Below are 22,090 nucleotides of genomic sequence, written 5' to 3'. Positions count from 1 at the left end.
GTAGCGACCTTACGAAGTCGAACAAGAAAAGCGAGCCGTCGACTCCGTACAGTCTCCGGCCTGTTTTCCTGGTACCCCTGAACAGAACCTCGACGACATGCAGGCGATCTGACTGCTCAGGGGGCATGTGGCTTGTAGAGGTCACACAAAGCCGACAGCTGAGAGTCACCTCACATTCACGGGTGACGCATACCATCCCCGGAGTGACACGGCCCCTCGGACGGCGGTCTGTGCCGAGCACGAGGACCGCCACATCCGCCCGGACGCACCTGCCGCACCTGCCGGTCCCGGACGGCCCCCGGCGACTCCCCCGAGCACGGCCTCCCCGCGAACAGGTTAGCGGAGCGCCGCCGTGCCGCACACCCGCCCGCACAGCGGCGACGACCGGCCCGCAGAGCCCCCACCAGCGGCGATGCGCGGCGGCTCGGCCACCCGGGAACGCGTTCCGGGAAGCGCCGCACCAAGACGCACAGTAACGTCGGGAACACACAGCGGATGATGTTGAAACTTGAATGGAATAGGTCTACCGTCACTCCTGTTCACCTCGTTGAATGTTTAACAAAATCATCCTCGCGGTTCCGATTCCTCGACCCGCGACCCCGTCCCCTTAGGAGCACGTCATGGGCATCTTCGGCCGCAAGACCACCGACACCCCCGCCGCCGGCGCGGCAGCCTCCGCCGTGAACCCCGACCTCGCGGCGCTCACCGGCGACTACACGATCGACCCGGCGCACTCGACGATCGGCTTCGTCGCCCGTCACGCCATGGTCACGAACGTCAAGGGCTCCTTCAACGACTTCGAGGGTGCGCTGCACCTGGACGGCGCCGACCCGTCCCGGTCCACCGCCACGATCGACGTCAAGATGGACAGCATCGAGACGGGCTCCGCGGACCGCGACACCCACCTCAAGAGCTCGGACTTCTTCAAGACCGACGAGTTCCCGACGATGACCTTCCGCTCCACCAAGGCCGAGGCCCTCGGCGGAGACGACTACCGGATCACCGGTGAGCTGTCGATCCTCGGCACCACCAAGCCGCTCGCCATCGACCTGGAGTTCAACGGCTCGGCGAAGGACCCGTTCGGCAACGAGCGCGTCGGCTTCGAGGGCAAGGCGGAGATCCTGCGCTCCGAGTGGGGCCTCACCTGGAACGCGGCCCTGGAGACCGGTGGCGTCCTCGTCTCCGACAAGATCAAGCTGAACTTCGACATCTCGGCGATCAAGAACGCCTGATCTGCCGCCGCACGCCATCCTGAGCGCGCCCGCCCTCTACTCCCCCCGGTACCGGGAGGGCGGGCGCTCCGGCGCGTCCGCGCACACGGGGTCGCCCCACGTGCCGGTGCCGGTCCGCGACGGCCGTCCGCCGGGGCCGGGCGATATCCCGGTGCGGCGACCGCCTTCCGGCCGCTAGCCTCCGGCCATGACCTGGTTGCCTGCCGACTTCGCGCACCCGCTTCGTGTCGAACTGCCCGGTGGCCATCACCTCAGGCCCATCACGGGTGCCGACGCGGCCATGGACTATCCGGTGGTCATGGGCTCGCGCGAGCGGCTCTGGTCCCTGTTCGGGGAGGCCTGGGGCTGGCCCGCCGAGACGATGACGTACGAGGCGAACCAGAAGGATCTGGAGCGGCACGAGGCCGAGATCGCCGCTCATGAGTCGTTCAACTACGTCCTGCTCGACGAGACCGGGACCGTCGAGTCCGGGTGTGTCTACATCGACCCGCCGGAGAAGGCCGGGGCCGACGCCGAGATCTCCTGGTGGGTGACGGACGACAGGGCCGGCACCGGTCTGGAGCGTGAGCTGGACTCGCTGGTGCCCCGGTGGATCGCCGAGGACTGGCCCTTCGCACGGCCGCGGTTCATCGGCCGTGACCTCTCGTGGCGGGAGTGGCTCGCCCTGCCCGACGCCCGCGTCTGACGGCCGGCGCCGACGCCTGACGAGAGCCCATCTGGATCTGGCCGGGTCCGAGCCTTGCCGACGCCACTGGCGTCAGCCCTCCGTCGCGGTCGACGGACGGGGTCCGTCCGGGCTCCCCACCGGTGGGATCGCGGCGGCCGCACGGCAGCGGCCCCGGTCCCCGACGCGTGTCCTCGGACCGGCTCACCGATACCGAGGCCGGGTCTCAGAAGCCGCCGCCGAAGTCTCCCCCGCCACCGAAGTCGCCGCCCCCGCCGTCCCCGCCGTCTCCGAATCCGCCGCCGAAGTCGCCGGGGTCGAAGGAGGCACCCGAGACGTCGCCACCGTCGTAGCCACCGAAGTCCCCGTACCCGGTGCCGTAGTCGGCCGCGTAGGAGGGGGTGGCCATCGCGCCGCCGAGCAGGGTGCCGACGAGGAGACCGGGGAGGAGGCCGCCGCCGAAGTAGCCGCCCGCCCAGGGACCGTAGGCCGGGCCCGCGTCCCAGTACGGACGGCGGCCCTGGTCGGTGTCGACCTCGCGCACCGCCGGGTCCTCGCCGTCGGCCAGCCGGGCCCGGTCCGCCGCGCAGACGGGGACCTCGCGGGCCGCGCCGCCCGCCGGGGTCCAGGTCGCGTCGGCGACCGAGGGACCGTGCCGCGGGTCGAAGAAGCAGGGTGCGCGGCGCTCCGGCAGCGGGCGCCCCTCCCGGCGGGCGGCCAGCAGCGCGAGGGAGAAGCGGCCGTCCTCCAGCGCCTCGGTGACGGCGCGTACGTCCTCCGGGCGCCGCGCGGCCGCCATGGACGACTTCGCCCGTTCATACGCGTCGAGCGCGCGTTCGTAGTCGGCGCGCATCGCGTCGTCCGCGCCGACCTCCGCGGGGTGGAAGTCGAGCCGGTCGAGTTCCTCGCCGAAGGCGGTGATGTCCTCGTCGACAACGACGCGGAGCTTGTCCAGCGCGGCCCGCTGCTCCTGCGACCTGCGGCGCCGGTTGCGGCGGACGACCGCGAACGCGCCCGCGGCGCCGGCCACGATCACCGCGCCGACGGCGATCAGCGCGGTCGTGGAGACGCCGCTGTCCGCGTGGGCCCCCCAGCTGGCGGGGGCCGAGCCCTTGACGCTGTCGAGCGCGCGGTCCGTGAAGTCGTTCAGCTGGGTTCCGGCGGGTTCCCCCTGGACGCTGGTGACGAGGTTCTGCACGGCGGTGCGGGCCAGCACGGCGGAGTCCGCGCGGGCGTCGAATCGGGTGCCGAGCCTGATGGCGTACAGCCCGGTGACACCGGTGTCCGTGCGGAGGTTCCGGAAGAGGTTCTGGGTGGGGAAGCCGTCGGGGAGGACCGCCACGAAGACGGGCTTGTCCGCCTTCTTGATCTTCGCTGCGAGGGCCCGGGCGTCCGCCGTGGACAGCTGGGCGGAGGCCGCGGGGTCGACGTAGACCGGGCTCTTGCGCAGGGCCGCCGCCACCGTTCCGACGTCGGTGGCCGCGTACGCGGGGGACGCGCCGGGAGGGAGGGCCGCGAAGGCGGCGAGGATCAGCGCGATCAGCAGTCCGGGGAGCCCCCGGATCAGTGCGGCCTTCATATCTCCGAAGCTACCCGAAACCTGCTCGAACGTGCGCTGAACGGTACATCGGGAGCGGGTGGGACGGAGGTGGCGAGGGATCACCCCCGCCCCACCGGCCCACCCGCTCCCACCCGCTCCGTGCTCGCGGGCCGCGCGCTGGACGTCACGCGGCGCGGTACGCCTCCGTCAGCTTGCTCACCGCCTCGGCGTAGTGGCCGGTCAGGAGGAGGTGGTCGGCGTCGGCGAAGGGCTTGCTGGTGGCCGGCGTGAGGGCCGGGGACACTTTCTGCTGGACCAGCAGGCGGGCCTTGGAGACGGCGGCCCGGCCGAGCGCGTCGGCGCCGGTCCGGTCCGCGCCCGCGGCCACCAGGGCGAGGGCCCTGAGGGTCGCGGAGCCGCCCTCGGGGACCTTGGTGAGCGTGGTCAGCCCCCAGCCGTACGGGAACTGCGGATCGTAGGCCGTGTCACCGACGTTGATCGGCAGCTGGGCCTCCGACTTCGGCCAGGTGACGGGGAGCTGTCCGGTGAAGGGCCGCTTGCCGTAGAGGACGTCCGCGACACCGTCGCCCTCGGTACCCGGCAGCCAGGAGGCGACCAGCGCGTCGATGTCACCGAGGCGGTCGCCGATGAGCTGCGGGCGGCCGGAGACGATCAGGACCGCGCACTTCATGGCGGCGCACACCTTGTCCACGGCGGCCTTGTCGGCGGCGGTCAGCTCCAGGTCGTTGCCGTTGCCGACATCGCCGACACCCTCGGCGTACGGGGTCTCGCCGACGACGACCACCCCCACGTCGTAACCGCTGGTGGGCGCGGAGGCGTCCTTCGAGTAGGTGACGTCACCGCCCGCGCGTTTCATCCCGTCCAGGATCGTGGTGCCGTCCGTGATCTTTCCGGAGGAGCCCTGCCAGGTGATGGTCCAGCCGCCGGTCTGGTTGCCGAGGTCGTCGGCGTTCGAACCGGCGACGTATACCTTCTGGGACTTCTTCAGGGGCAGGACGCCCGCCGAGTTCTTCAGCAGGACCTGCGACTCGGCCGCCGCCTCGCGGGCCACCGCCCGGTGCGCGGGCGAACCGATCCGCGACGCGCCGCTGGTGTCGGCGTACGGCTTCTCGAAGAGGCCGAGCTTGAACTTCTGCGTCAGGATGCGCGACACGGCGTCGTCGATCCGCTTCGCGCTGACGCGGCCGGCGTTCGCCTCGTCGATGAGCGTCGTACGGAAGTCCTTGTACGAGTACGGCACCATCATCATGTCGACGCCCGCGTTGACCGAGGTGCGGACGTGGGAGGCGTAGTCGCCGGGGAGCTGGTCGATGGCGTTCCAGTCGCTGATCACGAAGCCGTCGAAGCCCATCCGGCCCTTGAGCACGCCGTTGATCATGTCCGCGCGGGCGTGCATCTTCACCGGCCCCTGGCCGTCGCCCAGGATGTCGAGCGAGGAGTACGAGGGCATGACCGAGCCGATGCCGCGGTCGACCGCCGTCTGGTACGGGGCCAGGTGCACGGCCTCCAGCTGCTGCCGGGTGACCTTCGTGACGCCCTGGTCGATGGTGTAGGAGCCGGTCGTGGAGGAGCCGTACTCCGTGCCGCCGTCGCCCACGAAGTGCTTCGCGGTCGCCAGCACCTTGTCGTCGTCCTTCAGGTCCTTGCCGTCGCGGGCGCCCTGGAGACCCTGGATGACCGTCTCCATGGACTTCACGAGAGCCGGGTCCTCACCGAAGGACTCGTACGAACGGCCCCACCGTTCGTCGCGGGTCACGCACAGGCACGGGGCGAAGTCCCACGGGATGCCGGTGGCGCGGACCTCGGCGGCCGTCACGGCGCCCGCCTTCTCCGCCAGACCCGGGTCACGGGTCGCGCCGATGCCGATGTTGTGCGGCATGATCGTCGCGCCGGTGAGGTTGTTGTGGCCGTGCACCGCGTCCACGCCGTAGATCAGCGGGATCTGGAACCGCGTGGCCTGGGCCCGGAGCTGGTAGCCGTCGATCATCTTCGCCCAGGCCGCGGGGGTGTTGGGCGTCGGCGTGGAACCGCCGCCGGAGAGCAGCGACCCGAGGTCGTACGAGGCGATGTCGCCGCCCGCGCCGATCGCGCCGCGCTCGGCCTGGGTCATCTGCCCGGCCTTCTCCTCCAGGGACATCCGGGAGACCAGGTCGGCGACGCGCTTGCGCACCGGCAGCTTCGGGTCCAGGTACGGCAGCCCGTGGGCGTCGATGACCACCTGCGGGGTCTCGGTGGGAGCCTTCGCGCCGGTGACCGTCAGCTTGAGGGGGATCGTCTCCGCGGCTTCGGCCGACTTGTCCTTCAGGGTGGACACCCGGATCGTGCGCGAGGTTCCGGAGGCCGTGCCCGCCGGGAAGGTGATCTCGCCCTTGACCGGGGTGTAGTCCTTGCCGGACTCGGCGGTGCCGCCCGCGCTCTCGTAGGCGACCGTCACCGGTTCGTCGATCGGGGCGGATCCGGTGGTGGCGACGGAGAGTTTCACCGTCGCCGTCCCGCCCTCCTTCACCGGATGGACGGCCGAGTCGGCGCTCACGGAGGCCCGCAGGGACTGGTCCCCCTTGCCGTACAGCTCGACGTCGTCCATGGCGAACCGGCCCTTCACGCCGACCGGGAGCGTGACGGCGTACCCCCACATCTGGGTGAGGCCGAGGACCTGGTCGATGCCGCCGACGGGCTGGTAGTCCGTGCGGTAGACGAAGTCGGTGAAGGGGATCTCGATCTGCTTCCAGCCGGTGAAGTCGTCGGTGAAGGACGTCGTCCACAGCTCGGAGGCCTCGCCGTTGGCGCCGCCGTCCTTGATCTCGAAGCTGACCTTCTTGGCGTTGTTCTGGCCGTCCCACCAGAAACGGATGCCCTTGTGGGCGGACCAGTCGTGGGCCGGCTGGTCGAAGGCGAAGTCATGGGTGAAGCCGCCGTAGCCGCTGATGTCGTAGTCGCCGCTGAGGACCTTGCCGCCCTCGGGGGCGTCGGACCGTGCGGTCAGGGCGAGCGCGGGCGGGTCGTCGGCGTCGCCGCCCCAGGTGAAGACGCCTTCGGCGGGCGGGTTCGCGAAGGGCACTTCCCCCTCGAAACGGTCGACCGGGACGGGCGCGGGGTCGTCGGCCGCGGCGACCGTACCGGCCGCGGCCAGGGGCAGCAGCCCGACAAGCAGGGCGGCGGAGGCGAGCAGGGCGGTTCTTCGCATGTACCTTCCCTCGGCTCTCTTAGTTCACTTACGACTTAGATCACGGCGTGAGTTAACTGACGCCACGGGGGGCCGTCAAGGCTTCACGCCAGAACCGGTACAGACTCAACCCCCGGCCGGATCAGGGCTGTTGTTCCTTCAAAGTGTGAACGCGCACCCCCTTGACGCGCCCGGGAAGCCGTCATTTACTCACGCCTCGCACGCCTCCCCACCCCCACCTCCAGAAGGGCGGCGCCCCATGAGGGGATCCACTCGAGCGGTCCGGCTGCTTCTCGCCGGGCTGCTCACCACGGCCGGGTTCACCGCGGCCGCGCCCGCGCACGCCGCGGGCGAACAGGTCACCGCCTGGCTGACCACGACCGACGACGACGGCGGCCGTCATGTCGTACGCGGGCTCCAGGCCCAGGCGCCGTTCGCCTTCCAGTCCGGCAGCGGCGGAAGCGGCGAGAACATCACCGTCGACGAGAACACCCGGTACCAGACCTTCACCGGCGGCGGAGCCTCCTTCACCGACACCGCCGCCTGGCTGATGAACAGCAGCGGCGCGCTCTCGCAGTCCACGCGGGACGCCACGATGCGCAAGCTGTTCTCGCCGACGGACGGCATCGGACTGTCCTTCCTGCGCAATCCGATGGGCGCGTCGGATCTCGCGCGGTACGGCTACACCTACGACGACGTGCCGGCCGGGCAGAGCGACCCGAACCTGGCGCAGTTCTCGATCGCGCACGATCTGGCCGACGTGGTGCCGCTGACGAAGCAGGCGCTCCAGCTGAACCCGTCACTGACGGTGATGGCCTCGCCGTGGACGGCTCCGGCCTGGATGAAGGACAGCGGGCAGCTCAACGGCGGCTGGCTGAAGTCGGAGGACTACGGGGCGTACGCCTCGTACTTCGTGAAGTACCTCCAGGCCTACCGGGACCAGGGTGTGCCGGTCTCGTACGTCACCGCGCAGAACGAGCCGACGTGCTGCTCGGGGTATCCCTCGATGAGCTGGAACGGCTCCGGGCTCGCCTACTTCACCAAGAGTGAGCTGCTGCCGAAGCTGCAGGCGGCGGGCCTGTCCACGAAGGTCCTCGCCCACGACTGGAACTGGGACGTGTACGACTCGTACGCCGCCCAGACCGTCGACGACGCGGCGGTGCGCTCCCACCCGAACTTCGGCGGGATCGCCTGGCACGGGTACGGCGGGGACGTGAACAAGCAGACGAGTGTGCACAACCAGTACCCGGGCCTGGACGCCTTCGGGACCGAGCACTCCGGCGGCACCTGGATCGCCAACCAGCAGCGCGAGGACATGCTCAACATCGTCGACTACACGCGCAACTGGGCGAAGTCGGTGACGAAGTGGTCGCTGGCCGTGGACCAGAACCGGGGGCCGCACAACGGCGGCTGCGGGACCTGCTCCGGGCTGATCACCGTCCACAACGGAGACGGCGCGAGCGGGAGCGTCGACTACACGGTCGAGTACTACACGATGGGCCACCTGACGAAGTTCGTCCGGCCGGGTGCCCAGCGGATCGCGTCGACGGCGTCCGCGTCGGTGCCGAACGTGGCGTGGCGCAACCCCGACGGGTCGAAGGCGCTGATCGCGTACAACGACGCGTCCGCCGCGAAGACGATCACTGTCAACTGGGGCTCACAGCACGCCACTTACTCGTTGCCGGGCAAGACCTCGGCCACCTTCACCTGGTCCGGCACGCAGTCGGGCGGGGGCGGCGGCCAGTCCGGCTCCTTCGTCGGGCTCGCGGGCAAGTGCCTGGACGTGGCGGGCGGTTCGAGCGCCAACGGCGCGGCGGTGCAGCTCTACGACTGCAACGGCAGCGCGGCCCAGAAGTGGGCCGTGCAGGCGGACGGCTCGGTGCAGACGCTCGGCAAGTGCCTGGACGTGACCTCGGCCTCGACGGCGAACGGCGCCAAGGTCCAGCTGTACGACTGCAACGGGAGCGGTGCCCAGCGGTGGTCGTACAACGCCTCGACGGGTGACGTGGTCAACACCGCGGCGAACAAGTGCCTCGACGTGACCGACAACTCCTCGGCGAACGGGGCGCGGGCGCAGATCTGGACGTGCACGGGCGCCGCCAACCAGAAGTGGCACCTGCAGTAGGCCGCGGAGGCCCGGCACGGGTCCCCGGCGAGGTCTTCGCGCCTCGCCGGGGACCCGTGCGGGCCGTGCGGGCTACGCGGCCGGTTCCACTCCCGCCCGCAGCAGCCCGTACGTGCACGCGTCCTCCAGTGCCTGCCAGGACGCGGCGATGACGTTCTCGCCGACGCCGACCGTGGACCACTCGCCCGCGCCGTCGGAGGTGGAGATGAGCACGCGGGTCGTGGAGGACGTGCCGTGCTTGCCCTCCAGGATGCGCACCTTGTAGTCGACGAGTTCCAGCGTGGCGAGCTGGGGGTAGATCTTCTCGAGCGCGACCCGCAGCGCGCGGTCGAGGGCGTTGACGGGACCGTTGCCCTCGGCGGTGGCGACGATGCGCTCGCCCTTGGCGAAGAGCTTGACCGTGGCCTCGTTGGCGTGGGTGCCGTCGGGGCGGTCCTCGACGATGGCCCGCCAGGACTCGACCTCGAAGTACTTGCGGGCCTTGCCCTCGGCCTCCGCGCGCAGCAGGAGCTCGAAGGAAGCGTCGGCGGCCTCGTACGTGTAGCCCCTGAGCTCGCGTTCCTTGACCCGCTCGACGACCCGGCCCACCAGTTCGCGGTCACCGCCGAGGTCGATGCCGAGTTCCTTGCCCTTGAGCTCGATCGACGCGCGGCCCGCCATGTCGGAGACCAGCATCCGCATGGTGTTGCCGACCTGCTCGGGGTCGATGTGCTGGTAGAGGTCCGGGTCGACCTTGATCGCGGAAGCGTGCAGGCCGGCCTTGTGCGCGAACGCGGAAACACCCACATAGGGCTGGTGCGTCGAGGGCGTCAGGTTGACCACCTCCGCGATCGCGTGCGAGATCCTCGTCATCTCCCGCAGCGCGCCCTCGGGCAGCACCTGCTTGCCGTACTTCAGCTCCAGGGCCGCCACCACCGGGAACAGGTTCGAGTTTCCGACGCGCTCGCCGTAGCCGTTCGCCGTGCACTGCACGTGCGTCGCGCCCGCGTCGACGGCGGCCAGCGTGTTGGCGACCGCGCAGCCCGTGTCGTCCTGGGCGTGCATGCCGAGCCGGGCGCCGGTGTCGGCGAGGACGGTGGCCACGACCGCCTGGACCTGGGCCGGCAGCATGCCGCCGTTGGTGTCGCAGAGCACGACCACGTCGGCGCCCGCCTCGGAGGCGGCCCGGACGACCGCCTTCGCGTACGCGGGGTTCGCGCGGTAGCCGTCGAAGAAGTGCTCGCAGTCGACGAAGACGCGCCGGCCCTGCGAACGGAGGTAGGAGACGGTGTCGCGGACCATCTCCAGGTTCTCGTCCAGGGTCGTGCGCAGCGCGAGCTCGACATGGCGGTCGTGGGACTTGGCCACCAGCGTGATCACCGGGGCGCCGGAGTCCAGGAGCGCCTTGACCTGCTGGTCCTCGCTCGCCTTCGCTCCCGCCCGGCGGGTGGCGCCGAAGGCCACGAGCTGGGCGTGCTTGAAGTCGATCTCCTGCCGGGCGCGGGCGAAGAACTCGGTGTCACGCGGGTTGGCGCCGGGCCAGCCGCCCTCGATGAAGCCCACCCCGAAGTCGTCCAGGTGCCGTGCGATGGCCAGCTTGTCCGCCACGGTGAGGTTGATGCCCTCACGCTGCGCGCCGTCGCGCAGGGTCGTGTCGAAGACGTGGAACGAATCGTCGAGCTCGCTGGTTTCGGTCATGGTGTCTGGCTCCTGTGTTGGATCTCGGTCTGTACCGGAATGACCGGCTCCACCGTCCCCCAATGATCCCTCGCGCTCCCTTCCCGGCTTGTGGTGGGCCAGGAAAACGAAAAACCTCTCGCGGGTGCGAGAGGTCTGCGCGCGGGTCGAGGACGACGGTGCCCGCCCGTACGTGGTGGTACGTGGCGGTCACTGCGGACCGGCGCGCCTGCTGCCCATAATCATGGCGAACGAGAGCACGGGGGCAGTCTGGCACAGCGCCGCCCCCTGTCCCAGATCGTCTCAGGATGCGGGCGGTTCGTCCGATTCCGGGGGCGGCTTCCGGCCACGGCCGTCCCGGACGGGGGCGCGGTGTGCGGCTCACCGGTGCGCGAGCCGGGCATGACCAGGGCGTCCCCCTCCGGGACGGGTCGACGGTCCGCGCCCGGGCACCGGGGTCAGCCGAGCGATTCGTCCAGGAACTCCTTGACGTGGCCGAGGGTCCGCTCCCGGTCGGTGCCGCGCAGGCCGATCGCCACGTGGATGGAGAAACCGTCGAGCAGGGCCCGCAGCCGGGCGGCGAAGCGGTCCGGGTCGACCTGCCGGAACTCGCCGCGCGAGACACCCTCGGCGATCAGCGCCACCAGGTCCCGGTGCCAGGCCCCCTCGATGGCGACCTGCCGTTCACGGGCGTCCTCGCCGGCGTTCTGCGAGTGGTTCCAGACCTCCAGCCAGAGCGTCCAGTGGGGGTCGCGGTGGCCGTCGGGGACGTACAGGTCGACGTACGCGTCCAGGCGGCCGCGGGCGCTGCCCCGCGCGGCGAGCAGCCGGCCGCGCTCGGCGCCGAGCCGGCCCTCGCTCCACTCCAGTGTCTGCAGCAGCAGTTCGTCCTTGGAGCGGAAGTAGTAGAGGAGGTGGCCGCTGCTCATCCCGACCTCGCGGCCGAGCGCCGCCATGGTGAGCTTCTCCAGACCGCGCTCGGCGATCATGCCCATCGCCACCCCGAGGACCTCCTCGCGGGGCGGTGCGGTGTTGCGGCGACGGGTCACGGGGCGGCCTCCACGGTCTCCGTACCGCCGGGGGCCAGGTCGGCCCCGGTGGTCACCTCGGCCCGGCGAGGGCGGCGCGGGCACACGGCACTGAGCAGTACGTTCACCCGTACGTTCTACCCGACCCCCGCTCGCGCGGGTGTCGGCGGACCCCGGACCTCGGCCCCCTGGCCTCAGGCCTTCGGCTGCTGCTGGGTGATGCAGTGGATACCGCCCCCGCCGGCGAAGATCGTACGGGCGTCCACCAGGGTCACCGTCCGCTCGGGGAACAGTCCGCGGAAGATACCGGCCGCGGTCTCGTCACGCGGGTCGTCGAAGCCGCACAGCACGACACCGCCGTTGCAGAGGTAGTGGTTGATGTACGAGTAGTCCGCCCAGTGCCCGTCCGCCTCCAGGACGGTCGGGGCCGGGACCTCGACGACCTCCAGGGGGCGCCCGCGCGCGTCGGTCTGCGCCCTCAGCAGCCCGATGGCCTCCTTCGTCACCTCGTGGTCGGGGTGCGCGGGATCCGGCTGGTGGTGGGCGACGACGACTCCGGGGCGGGCGAAGGCCGCCACGATGTCGACGTGTCCGAGCGTGCCGAAGCCGTACGGGGGGTAGTCGCCGGTCAGCCCGCGCGGCAGCCAGATCGCCTTGCGGGTGCCGAGATGGGCGTGGATCTCCGCCTCGACCCGCTCGCGCGTCCAGTCCGGGTTGCGCTCCGGACCCAGCTGGACGGTCTCGGTGAGCAGAACGGTCCCCTCGCCGTCCACGTGGATCGCGCCGCCCTCGTTGACCAGCCGTGAGGCGTACGTCCGCGCGCCCGCGAGGTCCGAGACATACGCGCCGATCTTGGCGTCGTGCTCCCAGCGCGCCCAGTCCTGGGCGCCCCAGCCGTTGAACGTCCAGTCCACGGCGGCGAGTCCGCCCTTCCCGTCGGTCAGGAAGGTGGGGCCGATGTCACGCATCCAGGCGTCGTCGAGTTCCCGCTCGACGGTGTCGACGCCGGGGCCGAGGAGCTCGGCGGCCTCCCGGGACTGCCCCGGCCCGCACACGACGGTGACCGGTTCGAAGCGGCGGACCGCGCGCGCCACCGACGCCCAGGCGGCCCGCGCCCGCGCGAGGTCGTCCGGGTCGTCGAAGGTGGGGTTCGGGCCCGGCCACGCCATCCAGGTGCGCTCGTGCGCGTCCCACTCGGCGGGCATCCGGAAACCGTCGGAGGCAGGGGTCATGACGTGCACCTTCACAGGAAGTAGAGGCGGTTGAGGGATACGGAGTCGGCGGCCTCGGAGCGCAGCGGCTCACCGTCGAGGGTGACCAGTCCGGTGCGCTGGTCGACGTCGACGGCTCCGGTACGGGAGTTGAGGCGCAGGTCGGCGGGGCCGATCCCGCGCGTGCCGCGCACGGCGACCCTGCGCCGGCGCGTCGGCATCCGGTCGTTGCCCTGATCGAGGGCCGCCTGTGCGACGAAGGCCACCGAGATCTCGGCGGGTGTCGCACCGTGCGCGCCGAACTGCGGGCCCAGGACGAGGGGTTCGCAGGTGTCGGTGGCGGCGTTCGGGTCGCCGACGACGCCGTACGCCGGGAAGCCGGACTTCAGGACCAGTTGCGGCTTGGCGCCGAAGAACTCGGGGCGCCACAGCACGATGTCGGCGAGCTTGCCGACCTCGATGGAGCCGACCTCGTGCGCGAGCCCGTGGGCGATGGCCGGGTTGATGGTGAGCTTGGCCATGTACCGCAGGACGCGTTCGTTGTCGTGGTCCTCCGGGGCGCCGAACTCGCTCTTCATCTTTCCGGCCATCGCGAAGGTCCGGCGTACGGTCTCGCCCGCGCGGCCCATGCCCTGCGCGTCCGACGACGTGATGCCGATCGCGCCCAGGTCGTGCAGCACGTCCTCGGCGCCCATGGTCCCGGCACGGATCCGGTCGCGGGCCATGGCGGCGTCGCCGGGCAGGTCGGTCTTGAGGTCGTGGACGGAGACGATCATGCCGTAGTGCTCGGCGACCGCGTCCCGGCCGAAGGGCAGGGTGGGGTTGGTGGAGGAGCCGATGACGTTCGGGACACCCGCCATCTTCAGGACGTTCGGCACATGGCCGCCGCCGCAGCCCTCGATGTGGAAGGCGTGGATGGTCCGGCCGTCCAGCACCCGCAGGGTGTCCTCGACCGAGAGGCATTCGTTCAGCCCGTCGCTGTGCAGGGCGACCTGCACGTCGTGCTCCTCGGCGACGCGCAGTGCGGTGTCCAGGGCGCGGGTGTGGGCGCCCATGTCCTCGTGGACCTTGAAGCCGCTCGCGCCGCCCTCGGCGAGGGCCTCGACCAGGGGCGCGGCGGAGGAGGACGAACCCCGGCCCAGGAAGCCGATGTTGACCGGCCACGCGTCGAACGCGGCGAAGGCATGGCGCAGCGCCCAGGGCGAGTTGACGCCGACTCCCCACACCGGCCCGAACTCCTGGCCGATGACGGTGGTGACGCCGGAGGCGAGCGACGCCTCCATGATGCGCGGCGACAACAGGTGGACGTGGGTGTCGACGGCTCCGGCGGTGGCGATCAGGCCCTCGCCGGACACGATGGACGTACCCGTGCCCACCACGACGTCGACCCCGTCGAGGGTGTCGGGGTTCCCGGCCCGGCCGATCGAGCAGATCCGCCCCTCTCGGATGCCGATGGAGACCTTCCGGATCCCCTGCGCCGCGTCGATCACCACCACGTTGCTGATCACCACGTCGCAGGTGTCGCGGACGGCGGCGGCCTTGAGGTGCAGTCCGTCACGGGCGGTCTTGCCGAAACCGGCGAGGAACTCGTCGCCGTGCCGCTGGGCGTCCGACTCGACGCGGACGGTCAGCCCCGAGTCGCCGAGGCGGACACGGTCGCCCGCGCGGGGGCCGTGGGTGGCGGCGTACTCGTACGGATTCATCGTTCGTTCCCTTCGGCTTCCCCGGCACCGGCTCCGGCTCCGAGGTATCCGCAGGCGGCCGCCCTGCGCAGGGCTTCCTCCCGGGCTCCGGGCGCGTCCAGCGGGCCGTCCACGAGCCCGGCGAACCCGATCGCGACGCGTGCACCGCCGATCGGGCGGAGGCCGACCTCGACGCTCTCCCCGGGCCCGAAGCGGACCGACGAACCGGCGGGGACCGCGAGCCGCATCCCGTAGGCCGTCGCCCGTGGGAAGTCGAGCCGCGGGTTGGCCTCGAAGAAGTGGAAGTGCGAGGTGACGGAGACGGGCACGGTGGCGGTGTTGGTGACCGTCAGGCGCACGGCGGCCTCCGGCTCGGCGTGCGCGGGCCCCGGCAGCAGGGCACCCGGTCCCGCCTCCCCCAGTCCCGGGCCGAGGGGGTCGCTCACCACGGCGAGCCGGGACCCGTCGTCGAAGACGGCCTCGACGTGCACCTCGGTGACGATGTCCGCGACGCCCGGCAGCACGTCGTCCGGGCCGAGCACGGACCGGGCCGCCTCGATGGCCTCCGCGAGCCGGCGCCCGTCCCGGGCCGCCTCGCACACGGTGTCCGCGATGAGCGCGGTCGCCTCGGGGACGTTCAGCCGGAGACCGCGGGCCCGGCGGGCCCGGGCCAGCTCGGCCGCGCCGAAGAGCAGCAGCCGGTCACGTTCCGTGGGGGTCAGTCTCACGACGCGGCACCTCCTTGCGTTCCACTGATTAGAACAACACTCTAAACAAAGGATGGTCAAGAGGGAAACATTGACAGGGAGAGGGGCATTGACGTGCGCACCCGGGAAGCGACACATTGAACGTCGCTCTAAACACCGGGCGGCGGATCGAAGGAGACCAGCCATGCCGATAGAACAGCGCGGAGTCGACACCATCCCCGACGAGGAACGGACCAGCGGCCCGCGCGACCTCGTGTCGATCCTGCTCGGCTCCAACCTCTGTCTCGGCGTGATCATCTTCGGCTGGCTGCCGCCGTCCTTCGGGCTCGACTGGTGGTCCTCGGTGAGCTCGATCGTGGCCGGCACGGTGATCGGCACGGCGCTCACCGCTCCCCTGGCACTGGTCTCCCTGCGCACGGCGACCAACCTCTCCACCTCCTCCGGCGCCCAGTTCGGTGTGCGCGGGCGGCTGGTCGGCTCGGTCGTCGGGCTGCTGCTCGCCCTCGGCTACACCGCGCTGACCGTGTGGATCGGCGGCGATGTGATGATCGGCGTCCTGCACCGGCTGTTCGGCCTGCCGGTGGACGGTCTCGCCTACGCCGTCGTGTACGCGCTCCTCGCCGCCGCCACCGTCACGGGCGCGGTCTACGGCTACCGGGTGCTCCTCGCCATGTCCCGCGTCCTCGCCGTGGGCATGACCGCGCTGCTCGCCCTCGGTGTCCTCGCGTACGCGCCGCACTTCACCACCGCCGCGCTCCCCGGGGCGGGCGGCTATCTGCTCGGCTCGTTCTGGCCGACCTGGCTGCTGGCGGCGGTCGCGGCGGGCCTGTCCGGACCCATCGCGTTCATCACCCTGCTCGGCGACTACACCCGGTACATCTCCCCGTCCCGGCACTCCTCGCGCAAGGTCCTGCACGCCACCTGGCTGGGCCTGATCGCCGGTCTGCTCGTCCCCCAGCTCTTCGGGACCTTCACGGCGTACGCGGCCCGCGCCGCCCTCGACTACGCGGGACCGCTGGTCTCCGCCTCCCCCGCCTGGTACCTGGTCCCGCTCCTGCTCGCCGCCTCCGCGGGCTCGGTCGGCAACGCGGGACTGATGCTCTACTCGATGGGCCTGGACCTGGACGCGATCCTGCCGCGGGCCTCGCGCGCCCGGGCGACCCTCACGGTCGCCGTCGTCGCCACCGTCTGTGTCTTCGTCGGCCACTACGCCTGGAACGCGCAGTCCGCGATGACGTCCTTCGTCCTTCTCCTGACGGCCATCGGCACCCCGTGGGCGGTCATCACCCTCATCGGCTTCGCCCGCAGCCGCGGGATCTACGACCCGGACGCCCTCCAGGTCTTCAACCGCCGCTCCCGGGGCGGGATCTACTGGTACCGCGCCGGCTGGAACGTCCGGGCCACGCTCTCCTGGGTGCTCGGCGCGTCCGTCGGCCTGCTCGCCGTGTCACTGCCCTCCTACGAGGGGCCGCTGCTGTCCCTCACCGGCGGGGTGGACTGCAGCTTCGTCCTGTCGGGACTGGTGGGCGGGCTCGCGTACCTGACGCTGTCCCCGGGCGCGGCCTCGGGGGCGGGCGGCTCGGAGTCCGCTCGGGAAGGGATCAGCGTTACAGCAGGCCCACGGTACTGAACATCGGCAGAAGAAGCGCCAGCGTGCCCGCGAAGGCCACCGCCGCGGAGGTGACGGCGGCGGTGGGTGTTGCTTTCTCCTTAATCTTCAGCAGTACCGCACTAAATGCCACGAGGAGGGAGAACTGGATGGCCACAAGGAGCCAGGCGACGGTTTCTCCGGCCTGGGATGGCGAGGTGTTCACGGCGGCGTCCTTCCGGGAGGTCGTGGGATCAAGTCAGTTGGCACGCGGGCAGGACAAATGAGGCCCTGTCGCCGGATGAGAAGGCCGAGGCGATCCTCGCTCAGCCCGCGTCCAGGCCGGGCAGGAACCGGCTCATGCCGAAAGCGGGCTTCAGGTCGCTGAACCAGGTGGCGTTCTCGTCGTACGCGGCGAAGAACGGGCGGCCCACCAACTCCGGGTCGCGGGCCTGGATGAGGTGGAGCACGAACACCTTCTCGCCTGCCACCTCCGTGACGCCGTCCACGCACACCTTGCCCGGCATCGCCGACATGACCGGGCCACGCACGGTCCGCGCGAGGCCGGACACCTGGGCGTAGGCGTCACGGAAGATCTGGTGACCACGCGCGAGCGGCACCCCGAAGTAGCCCTGCGGGCCGGTGTCCCGCTCCACGAACTGGTAGTACGGCACCGCCCCCAGCGCGGTCGTCTCGTTCCACAGCCCGGCCCACGCCTCGGCGCTGTCGTTGATGCCCCTGACCAGCGGCCCCTGGCAGCGGATCACGGCACCCGTGTCACATACCCGGCGCATCGCCTCCCGCACCACCGGGGGCCGCAGCTCCTGGGGATGGGTGAAGTGGGCCATCAGCGCGAGGTGGCGACCGCTCGCGACCACCTTCTCGAACAGGCGCAGCACGTCGTCGGCGTCACGGTCGGTGAGGAAGCGGTGGGGCCAGAAGGCGAGCGACTTGGTGCCGACGCGGATCGACTGGACGGACTCGATCTCCAGGAGCGGCTCGACGTAGCGGCGCAGCACCTCGGTGCTCATCACCATCGGGTCGCCGCCCGTGATGAGCGTGCTGGTGACCTCCGGGTGGGCGCGCAGATAGGCGGAGGTGGCGGCGATGTCGTCGGTGGCGATGCGCAGGTCGGACTCGCCGACGAACTGGGGCCAGCGGAAGCAGTACGTGCAGTAGGCGTGGCAGGTCTGGCCCTGGCGCGGGAAGATCAGCACCGTTTCGGGGTACTTGTGCTGGAGGCCGGTGAGGCGCCGCCCCTCGTGCACGGGGACGTTGGCGTCGAGCTGGCCGGAGGGATGCGGGTTGAGCCTCATCCGGATCTCGTGGGCCGCGCGCAGCACGTCCGCCTTCGGGGCGTCCTGCGCGAGCAGGTCCCTCATCTGCTTGAGGTCGGGCTCGGGCAGCATCTCGGCCTGCGGGAACGTCAGCCGGAAGAGCGGGTCGTCGGGCACGGCCGCCCAGTCGATCAGCTCGTCGACCACGTAGGAGTTCGTACGGAACGGCAGGACGGCCGCCACGGCCCGCAGGGCGAGTCGCTCGGCGGCCGGCAGGGGCACGCGTCGCAGCAGGCCGTCCAGGTCACGGGGCGTGAAGGCGCGGAAGCGAGGGCTCGGGTGCGCGGAGCCGGGTCTCGCAGGCCGGGCGGGGTGGAGCGCTGAACTCATGTGTGCCGGGCCTCTATTTCCTGCCTCTATTCCCTGACCAGGATCGACGGCCGCAACTCGACGAAGGCGCCCGCCGACGCATCGTACTTCTCCGCGAACCGCTCCATGAGCAGCCTGTGCAGCTCGCTCTCGTCGTCCACGACCATCAGCTCATGCGCCCCGGAGACGCTCAGGGCCTCGCTGTAGGCGGAGAGTTGGTCGAGTCGGTGGCGGGCCATGTACGACACCAGGTCGTGTCCGGCGACGTACGAGCACTCGTCCACGTGGACGAAGCGGCAGCTGAACTCCCGGCGTCCGTCGGTCGCGTCGACCAGGGTCAGCGGCAGATGAGTGAACCGTTCCATCGGCTTGCTCTGCTGCCACAGTTCGTCGAAGCGTTGTTCGACGAAGGTGCCGAGCGGTGAGTGCACGGCGACCTCCAGCTGGACTCCCTCGCCGGAGAGACGGCCGACGGTGAGGAAGGAGACCAGGGAGCGTTCGTCCCAGCGGTAGAGGGTCACACCCGGGGACGTGGAGCACAGGCGTACTTCGAGGAGCTGCCGGGAGTTCTCGTCGAGCCGGAGCGCGAACCGGTCCAGCGTGCGCAGGTTGCGCATGATGTCCCGGCGGATGTCGGCGCTCCGCTCGCCCAGTTCACGGCCGCGCAGGATGACCGCGAGGGAATCGGGGTCGAGAAGGAGGATCTGCACGCGGGCGCCGTGCCCGGTGGCCGCCTTGATGCCGCGGAAGAGACGCTCGGAGAACTGCGGGCCGAACACGTTGGAGAAGGTGTCGAGGACCTTCACGTTCGAGGTCGACCCGTAGACCTGGGCGCTGAACCACTCGTAGTCCAGCCGGGTGTGCTCACGGACCCGGCCCTCCTGGGCGCGGCTGATCAGCGGGCCGATCACGAAGACGGTGACGACGACGCCGACGATGTCCGTGCCGAGGTTGAGGGTGAGGTTCTCCTCGTAGTTGTCCATCCGCGAGCTGCTCCAGAGGAGGAGCCCGGCGACGCCGGCGAGCAGGACGAGGACCGTGAGGCTCTGGGGACGGCGCGGGGTGCGTAAGGTGCGCAGCAGCCAGCGCAGTCGTGGCATCGGCGACCCTGCGCTCACCTGCGCTCCCTCCGTGGCCGTGCGGGCACACGGGAGGACGGCACGCTCCCCCGTGGAATCTCTGGATACCCGTGTCGCGGAGCCGCTACGCGTCGAACGAACAGCCGGTCCCCGCACTCCTGTCGAGGAGACGGGGACCGGTGGGACGCGTGGATCGCCGGGGAACGACGGACGCGAGGGACGCGAGGGCCCGGGGAGAGAGCCGGCCTAGCCCAGCGGGTGCATCCAGCCGTGCTGGTCCGTGCTGATGCCGCGCTGGATGTCGAGGAGGGCCTCGCGCAGCTTCATGGTGACCTCGCCGGGCTCGCCGCCGGACTGCTTCCACTCGGCGCCCGTGCGCTTGACCGTGCCGACGGGGGTGATGACCGCCGCGGTGCCGCAGGCGAAGACCTCGGTCAGCGTGCCGTTCTCGGCGTCGCGCTGCCACTGGTCGATGGAGACACGTCCCTCACGGGACTCGTAGCCGAGGTCGCGGGCCACGGTGAGCAGGGAGTCGCGGGTGACGCCCTCCAGGATGGAACCGGTGAGCGAAGGGGTGACGATCACCGGCTTCTCACCGGACGCGCCGCCGTACACGAAGTACAGGTTCATGCCGCCGAGCTCCTCGATCCACTGGTGCTCGACCGCGTCGAGGTAGCAGACCTGGTCGCAGCCCTTGGCGGCGGCCTCGGCCTGCGCGAGCAGCGAGGCGGCGTAGTTGCCGCCGGTCTTGGCGTCGCCCATGCCGCCGGGGACGGCGCGCACGCGGTCCTCGGAGAGCCAGATGGACACGGGCTTCACGCCGCCGGGGAAGTAGGCGCCGGCCGGGGAGGCGATGACGAGGAACAGGTACTCGTTGGCGGGCTTCACCCCGAGCCCGACCTCGGTCGCGATCATGAACGGGCGGAGGTAGAGGGACTCCTCGCCGCCGTGCGCCGGGACCCAGGCCCTGTCCTGCTGGACCAGCACGTCACAGGCCTCGATGAACGTCTCCACCGGCAGCTCCGGCATGCCGAGGCGGCGGGCGGAGGCCTGGAAGCGGCGGGCGTTCTTGTCCGGGCGGAAGGTGGCGACGGAGCCGTCGGGCTGACGGTAGGCCTTGAGGCCCTCGAAGATCTCCTGCGCGTAGTGCAGGGTCATGTTCGCCGGGTCGAGGGAGAGCGGGCCGTACGGAACGAGCTGACCGTCGTGCCAGCCGCGGCCCTCGGTCCACTTGATCGTCACCATGTGGTCGGTGAAGTGGCGGCCGAACCCGGGGCTGGTGAGCAGGGCCTCGCGCTCCGCATCCGAGCGGGGCTGCGAAGAGGGCTTGAGCTCGATCGTGGGCGTCGTCATGAGTGGTTGTCCTTCACCGGTTGTGTGTGACGGGCCGCGCTCACGCCTGTACTGCCAGTGGCCAGTGCTAGGACGTCCGAGCATTCCCTCATTCGGCGGCTCCGCGTTCGATTATCGCGCGAGTATCGCGCGGTCGGGGCCGTGGACGAAAACGGGGTGAATGCGGCCCATGGGGTTGCCCAGGGGTTGATGGTGGCACCCGGCGAGGGCAGAAGAAAAGCCGCCGGGCGCTGTTGCGACCCGGCGGCTGCTTCGTTGGGGTGAGCGCGCGGGGTCAGCCGGCTACTCGTACGGCGAGCGCGTCGCCGATCTCCTCGGTGCTGCGGGCGGGCTGCCCGACGCGCTCGGCGAGGTCGGCGGAGACGGCGTCCTCGATGCGGGCGGCCTCGGGCTCGTAGCCGAGGTGGCGCAGCAGGAGGGCGACGGACAGGACGGTGGCGCTGGGGTCGGCCTTGCCCTGGCCCGCGATGTCGGGCGCCGAGCCGTGCACGGGCTCGAACATCGAGGGGAACTCGCCGCTCGGGTTGATGTTGCCGGAGGCGGCGACGCCGATGCCGCCGGAGACGGCCGCGGCGAGGTCGGTGATGATGTCGCCGAAGAGGTTGTCGGTGACGATCACGTCGAAGCGCTCGGGCTGCGTGACGAGGTAGATCGTCGCCGCGTCCACGTGCATGTACTCGGTGGTGACCTCGGGGAACTCCTCGGCCACCTTGTTGAAGACGTTCGTCCACAGGTGACCGGCGAAGGTCAGCACGTTGTTCTTGTGGATGAGCGCCAGCTTCTTGCGCGGGCGGGCCTGGGCGCGGGCGAAGGCGTCGCGGACGACACGCTCGACGCCGAAGGCCGTGTTGACGGAGACCTCGGTGGCGACCTCGTGCTCGGTGCCCTTGCGGATGGTGCCGCCGTTGCCGGTGTAGGGGCCCTCGGTGCCCTCGCGGACCACCACGAAGTCGATCTCGGGCTGGCCGGCCAGCGGGGTGGCGACCCCGGGGAGCAGCTTCGAGGGACGCAGGTTGACGTGGTGGTCGAAGGCGAAGCGCAGTTTGAGCAGGAAGCCCCGCTCCAGGACGCCGGACGGGACCGAGGGGTCGCCGATCGCGCCGAGCAGGATCGCGTCGTGCTGCTTCAGGGCGTCGAGGTCGGCCTCGGTGAGGGTCTCCCCGGTCGCGTGGTACCGCCGGGCGCCGAAGTCGAAGTCCTTGGTCTCCAGCTTCACATCCTGCGGAAGGACGGCGGAGAGCACCTTCAGCCCCTGGGCCACGACCTCCTGGCCGATGCCGTCACCGGGGATCACTGCGAGATTGATGCTGCGAGACATGAAGGCACCGTACTCCCTGTCCCATGGGATGACACGACGTGTCCGCCATACGGACGAGTCGGTGCCGCCGCACGCCA

16 protein-coding genes are annotated in these 22,090 nt (G+C 70.8%); 4 read left to right on the top strand and 12 right to left on the bottom strand.

From position 1 onward, the window contains the following. The first annotated feature begins 620 nt into the window (after positions 1-620). Positions 621-1,232 carry a YceI family protein gene (locus OHB41_RS31950; protein ID WP_266701585.1) on the top strand — a complete coding sequence of 204 codons (612 nt, stop codon included), beginning with the start codon at positions 621-623 and terminating at the stop codon, positions 1,230-1,232. A gap of 187 nt (positions 1,233-1,419) precedes the next feature. Continuing rightward, positions 1,420-1,917 (top strand): GNAT family N-acetyltransferase, encoded by a 498-nt coding sequence (locus tag OHB41_RS31945; RefSeq protein ID WP_266701583.1) that lies wholly within the window; start codon positions 1,420-1,422, stop codon positions 1,915-1,917. A 205-nt stretch (positions 1,918-2,122) separates the two neighbouring features. Here OHB41_RS31945 and OHB41_RS31940 read toward each other — a convergent pair whose 3' ends face one another. Both OHB41_RS31940 and OHB41_RS31935 read right to left on the bottom strand, forming a co-directional pair. Then, positions 2,123-3,475 carry a hypothetical protein gene (locus OHB41_RS31940; protein WP_266701581.1) on the bottom strand — a complete coding sequence of 451 codons (1,353 nt, stop codon included), beginning with the start codon at positions 3,473-3,475 and terminating at the stop codon, positions 2,123-2,125. Between the two features lie 145 nt (positions 3,476-3,620). After that, positions 3,621-6,641: a glycoside hydrolase family 3 protein gene (locus OHB41_RS31935; RefSeq protein WP_266701579.1), complete on the bottom strand. Its 3,021-nt coding sequence runs from the start codon at positions 6,639-6,641 to the stop codon at positions 3,621-3,623. A 238-nt stretch (positions 6,642-6,879) separates the two neighbouring features. Between OHB41_RS31935 and OHB41_RS31930 the strand changes: the two genes are divergently transcribed. Next, positions 6,880-8,745: a ricin-type beta-trefoil lectin domain protein gene (locus tag OHB41_RS31930; protein WP_266701577.1), complete on the top strand. Its 1,866-nt coding sequence runs from the start codon at positions 6,880-6,882 to the stop codon at positions 8,743-8,745. Positions 8,746-8,817: 72 nt separating this feature from the next. On the opposite strand, the gene cimA is transcribed toward OHB41_RS31930, so the two are convergent. The 5 genes from cimA to ureA form a co-directional block, all read right to left on the bottom strand. Next, complete coding sequence (gene cimA / locus OHB41_RS31925) at positions 8,818-10,422, bottom strand: citramalate synthase (protein ID WP_266701575.1); 1,605 nt, start codon at positions 10,420-10,422, stop codon at positions 8,818-8,820. A 437-nt stretch (positions 10,423-10,859) separates the two neighbouring features. Further along, positions 10,860-11,396 (bottom strand): TetR/AcrR family transcriptional regulator, encoded by a 537-nt coding sequence (locus OHB41_RS31920; protein ID WP_266706292.1) that lies wholly within the window; start codon positions 11,394-11,396, stop codon positions 10,860-10,862. Positions 11,397-11,623: 227 nt separating this feature from the next. Continuing rightward, positions 11,624-12,661, bottom strand: coding sequence for an agmatine deiminase family protein (locus OHB41_RS31915; RefSeq protein ID WP_266701573.1), 1,038 nt, complete (start codon positions 12,659-12,661; stop codon positions 11,624-11,626). Between the two features lie 11 nt (positions 12,662-12,672). Then, positions 12,673-14,343: an urease subunit alpha gene (locus OHB41_RS31910; RefSeq protein WP_266701571.1), complete on the bottom strand. Its 1,671-nt coding sequence runs from the start codon at positions 14,341-14,343 to the stop codon at positions 12,673-12,675. Next, positions 14,340-15,050 (bottom strand): urease subunit gamma, encoded by a 711-nt coding sequence (gene ureA / locus OHB41_RS31905; RefSeq protein WP_266701569.1) that lies wholly within the window; start codon positions 15,048-15,050, stop codon positions 14,340-14,342. The genes OHB41_RS31910 and ureA overlap by 4 nt, the downstream gene beginning before the upstream one ends. A gap of 163 nt (positions 15,051-15,213) precedes the next feature. Between ureA and OHB41_RS31900 the strand changes: the two genes are divergently transcribed. Further along, complete coding sequence (locus OHB41_RS31900; RefSeq protein ID WP_266701567.1) at positions 15,214-16,659, top strand: cytosine permease; 1,446 nt, start codon at positions 15,214-15,216, stop codon at positions 16,657-16,659. On the opposite strand, the gene OHB41_RS31895 is transcribed toward OHB41_RS31900, so the two are convergent. From OHB41_RS31895 to OHB41_RS31875, 5 genes are all read right to left on the bottom strand, one after another. Then, positions 16,637-16,843, bottom strand: a complete 207-nt coding sequence (locus OHB41_RS31895; RefSeq protein ID WP_266701565.1) for a hypothetical protein — start codon at positions 16,841-16,843, stop codon at positions 16,637-16,639. The genes OHB41_RS31900 and OHB41_RS31895 overlap by 23 nt on opposite strands. A 100-nt stretch (positions 16,844-16,943) precedes the next feature. Beyond that, entirely contained in the window at positions 16,944-18,284 is a 1,341-nt protein-coding gene (locus OHB41_RS31890; RefSeq protein ID WP_266701563.1) for a KamA family radical SAM protein, read from the bottom strand. Between the two features lie 26 nt (positions 18,285-18,310). Continuing rightward, entirely contained in the window at positions 18,311-19,381 is a 1,071-nt protein-coding gene (locus tag OHB41_RS31885) for a hypothetical protein (protein WP_266701561.1), read from the bottom strand. A 207-nt stretch (positions 19,382-19,588) separates the two neighbouring features. Further along, positions 19,589-20,695: a branched-chain amino acid aminotransferase gene (locus tag OHB41_RS31880; protein ID WP_266701559.1), complete on the bottom strand. Its 1,107-nt coding sequence runs from the start codon at positions 20,693-20,695 to the stop codon at positions 19,589-19,591. Between the two features lie 274 nt (positions 20,696-20,969). Next, the gene (locus tag OHB41_RS31875; protein WP_266701557.1) at positions 20,970-22,013 is read right to left on the bottom strand and encodes a 3-isopropylmalate dehydrogenase; all 1,044 of its coding nucleotides are present in this window, start codon (positions 22,011-22,013) and stop codon (positions 20,970-20,972) included. Positions 22,014-22,090 lie beyond the last annotated feature (77 nt).

Source organism: Streptomyces sp. NBC_01571, from assembly GCF_026339875.1.
GTDB lineage: Bacteria > Actinomycetota > Actinomycetes > Streptomycetales > Streptomycetaceae > Streptomyces.
The sequence above is the reverse complement of the archived record's forward strand: the minus strand, read 5'-3'. Positions and strand labels throughout refer to the sequence as shown.

Excerpts from the sequence above, each read along its gene's own strand:
- OHB41_RS31890 (WP_266701563.1), bottom strand. The coding sequence starts at position 18,284 with ATGAGTTCAGCGCTCCACCCCGCCCGGCCTGCGAGACCCGGCTCCGCG.
- cimA (WP_266701575.1), bottom strand. The coding sequence starts at position 10,422 with ATGACCGAAACCAGCGAGCTCGACGATTCGTTCCACGTCTTCGACACG.
- OHB41_RS31950 (WP_266701585.1), top strand. The coding sequence starts at position 621 with ATGGGCATCTTCGGCCGCAAGACCACCGACACCCCCGCCGCCGGCGCG.
- OHB41_RS31880 (WP_266701559.1), bottom strand. The coding sequence starts at position 20,695 with ATGACGACGCCCACGATCGAGCTCAAGCCCTCTTCGCAGCCCCGCTCG.
- OHB41_RS31915 (WP_266701573.1), bottom strand. The coding sequence starts at position 12,661 with ATGACCCCTGCCTCCGACGGTTTCCGGATGCCCGCCGAGTGGGACGCG.
- OHB41_RS31930 (WP_266701577.1), top strand. The coding sequence starts at position 6,880 with ATGAGGGGATCCACTCGAGCGGTCCGGCTGCTTCTCGCCGGGCTGCTC.
- OHB41_RS31900 (WP_266701567.1), top strand. The coding sequence starts at position 15,214 with ATGCCGATAGAACAGCGCGGAGTCGACACCATCCCCGACGAGGAACGG.
- OHB41_RS31935 (WP_266701579.1), bottom strand. The coding sequence starts at position 6,641 with ATGCGAAGAACCGCCCTGCTCGCCTCCGCCGCCCTGCTTGTCGGGCTG.
- OHB41_RS31910 (WP_266701571.1), bottom strand. The coding sequence starts at position 14,343 with ATGAATCCGTACGAGTACGCCGCCACCCACGGCCCCCGCGCGGGCGAC.
- OHB41_RS31875 (WP_266701557.1), bottom strand. The coding sequence starts at position 22,013 with ATGTCTCGCAGCATCAATCTCGCAGTGATCCCCGGTGACGGCATCGGC.
- OHB41_RS31940 (WP_266701581.1), bottom strand. The coding sequence starts at position 3,475 with ATGAAGGCCGCACTGATCCGGGGGCTCCCCGGACTGCTGATCGCGCTG.
- OHB41_RS31945 (WP_266701583.1), top strand. The coding sequence starts at position 1,420 with ATGACCTGGTTGCCTGCCGACTTCGCGCACCCGCTTCGTGTCGAACTG.
- OHB41_RS31920 (WP_266706292.1), bottom strand. The coding sequence starts at position 11,396 with ATGGGCATGATCGCCGAGCGCGGTCTGGAGAAGCTCACCATGGCGGCG.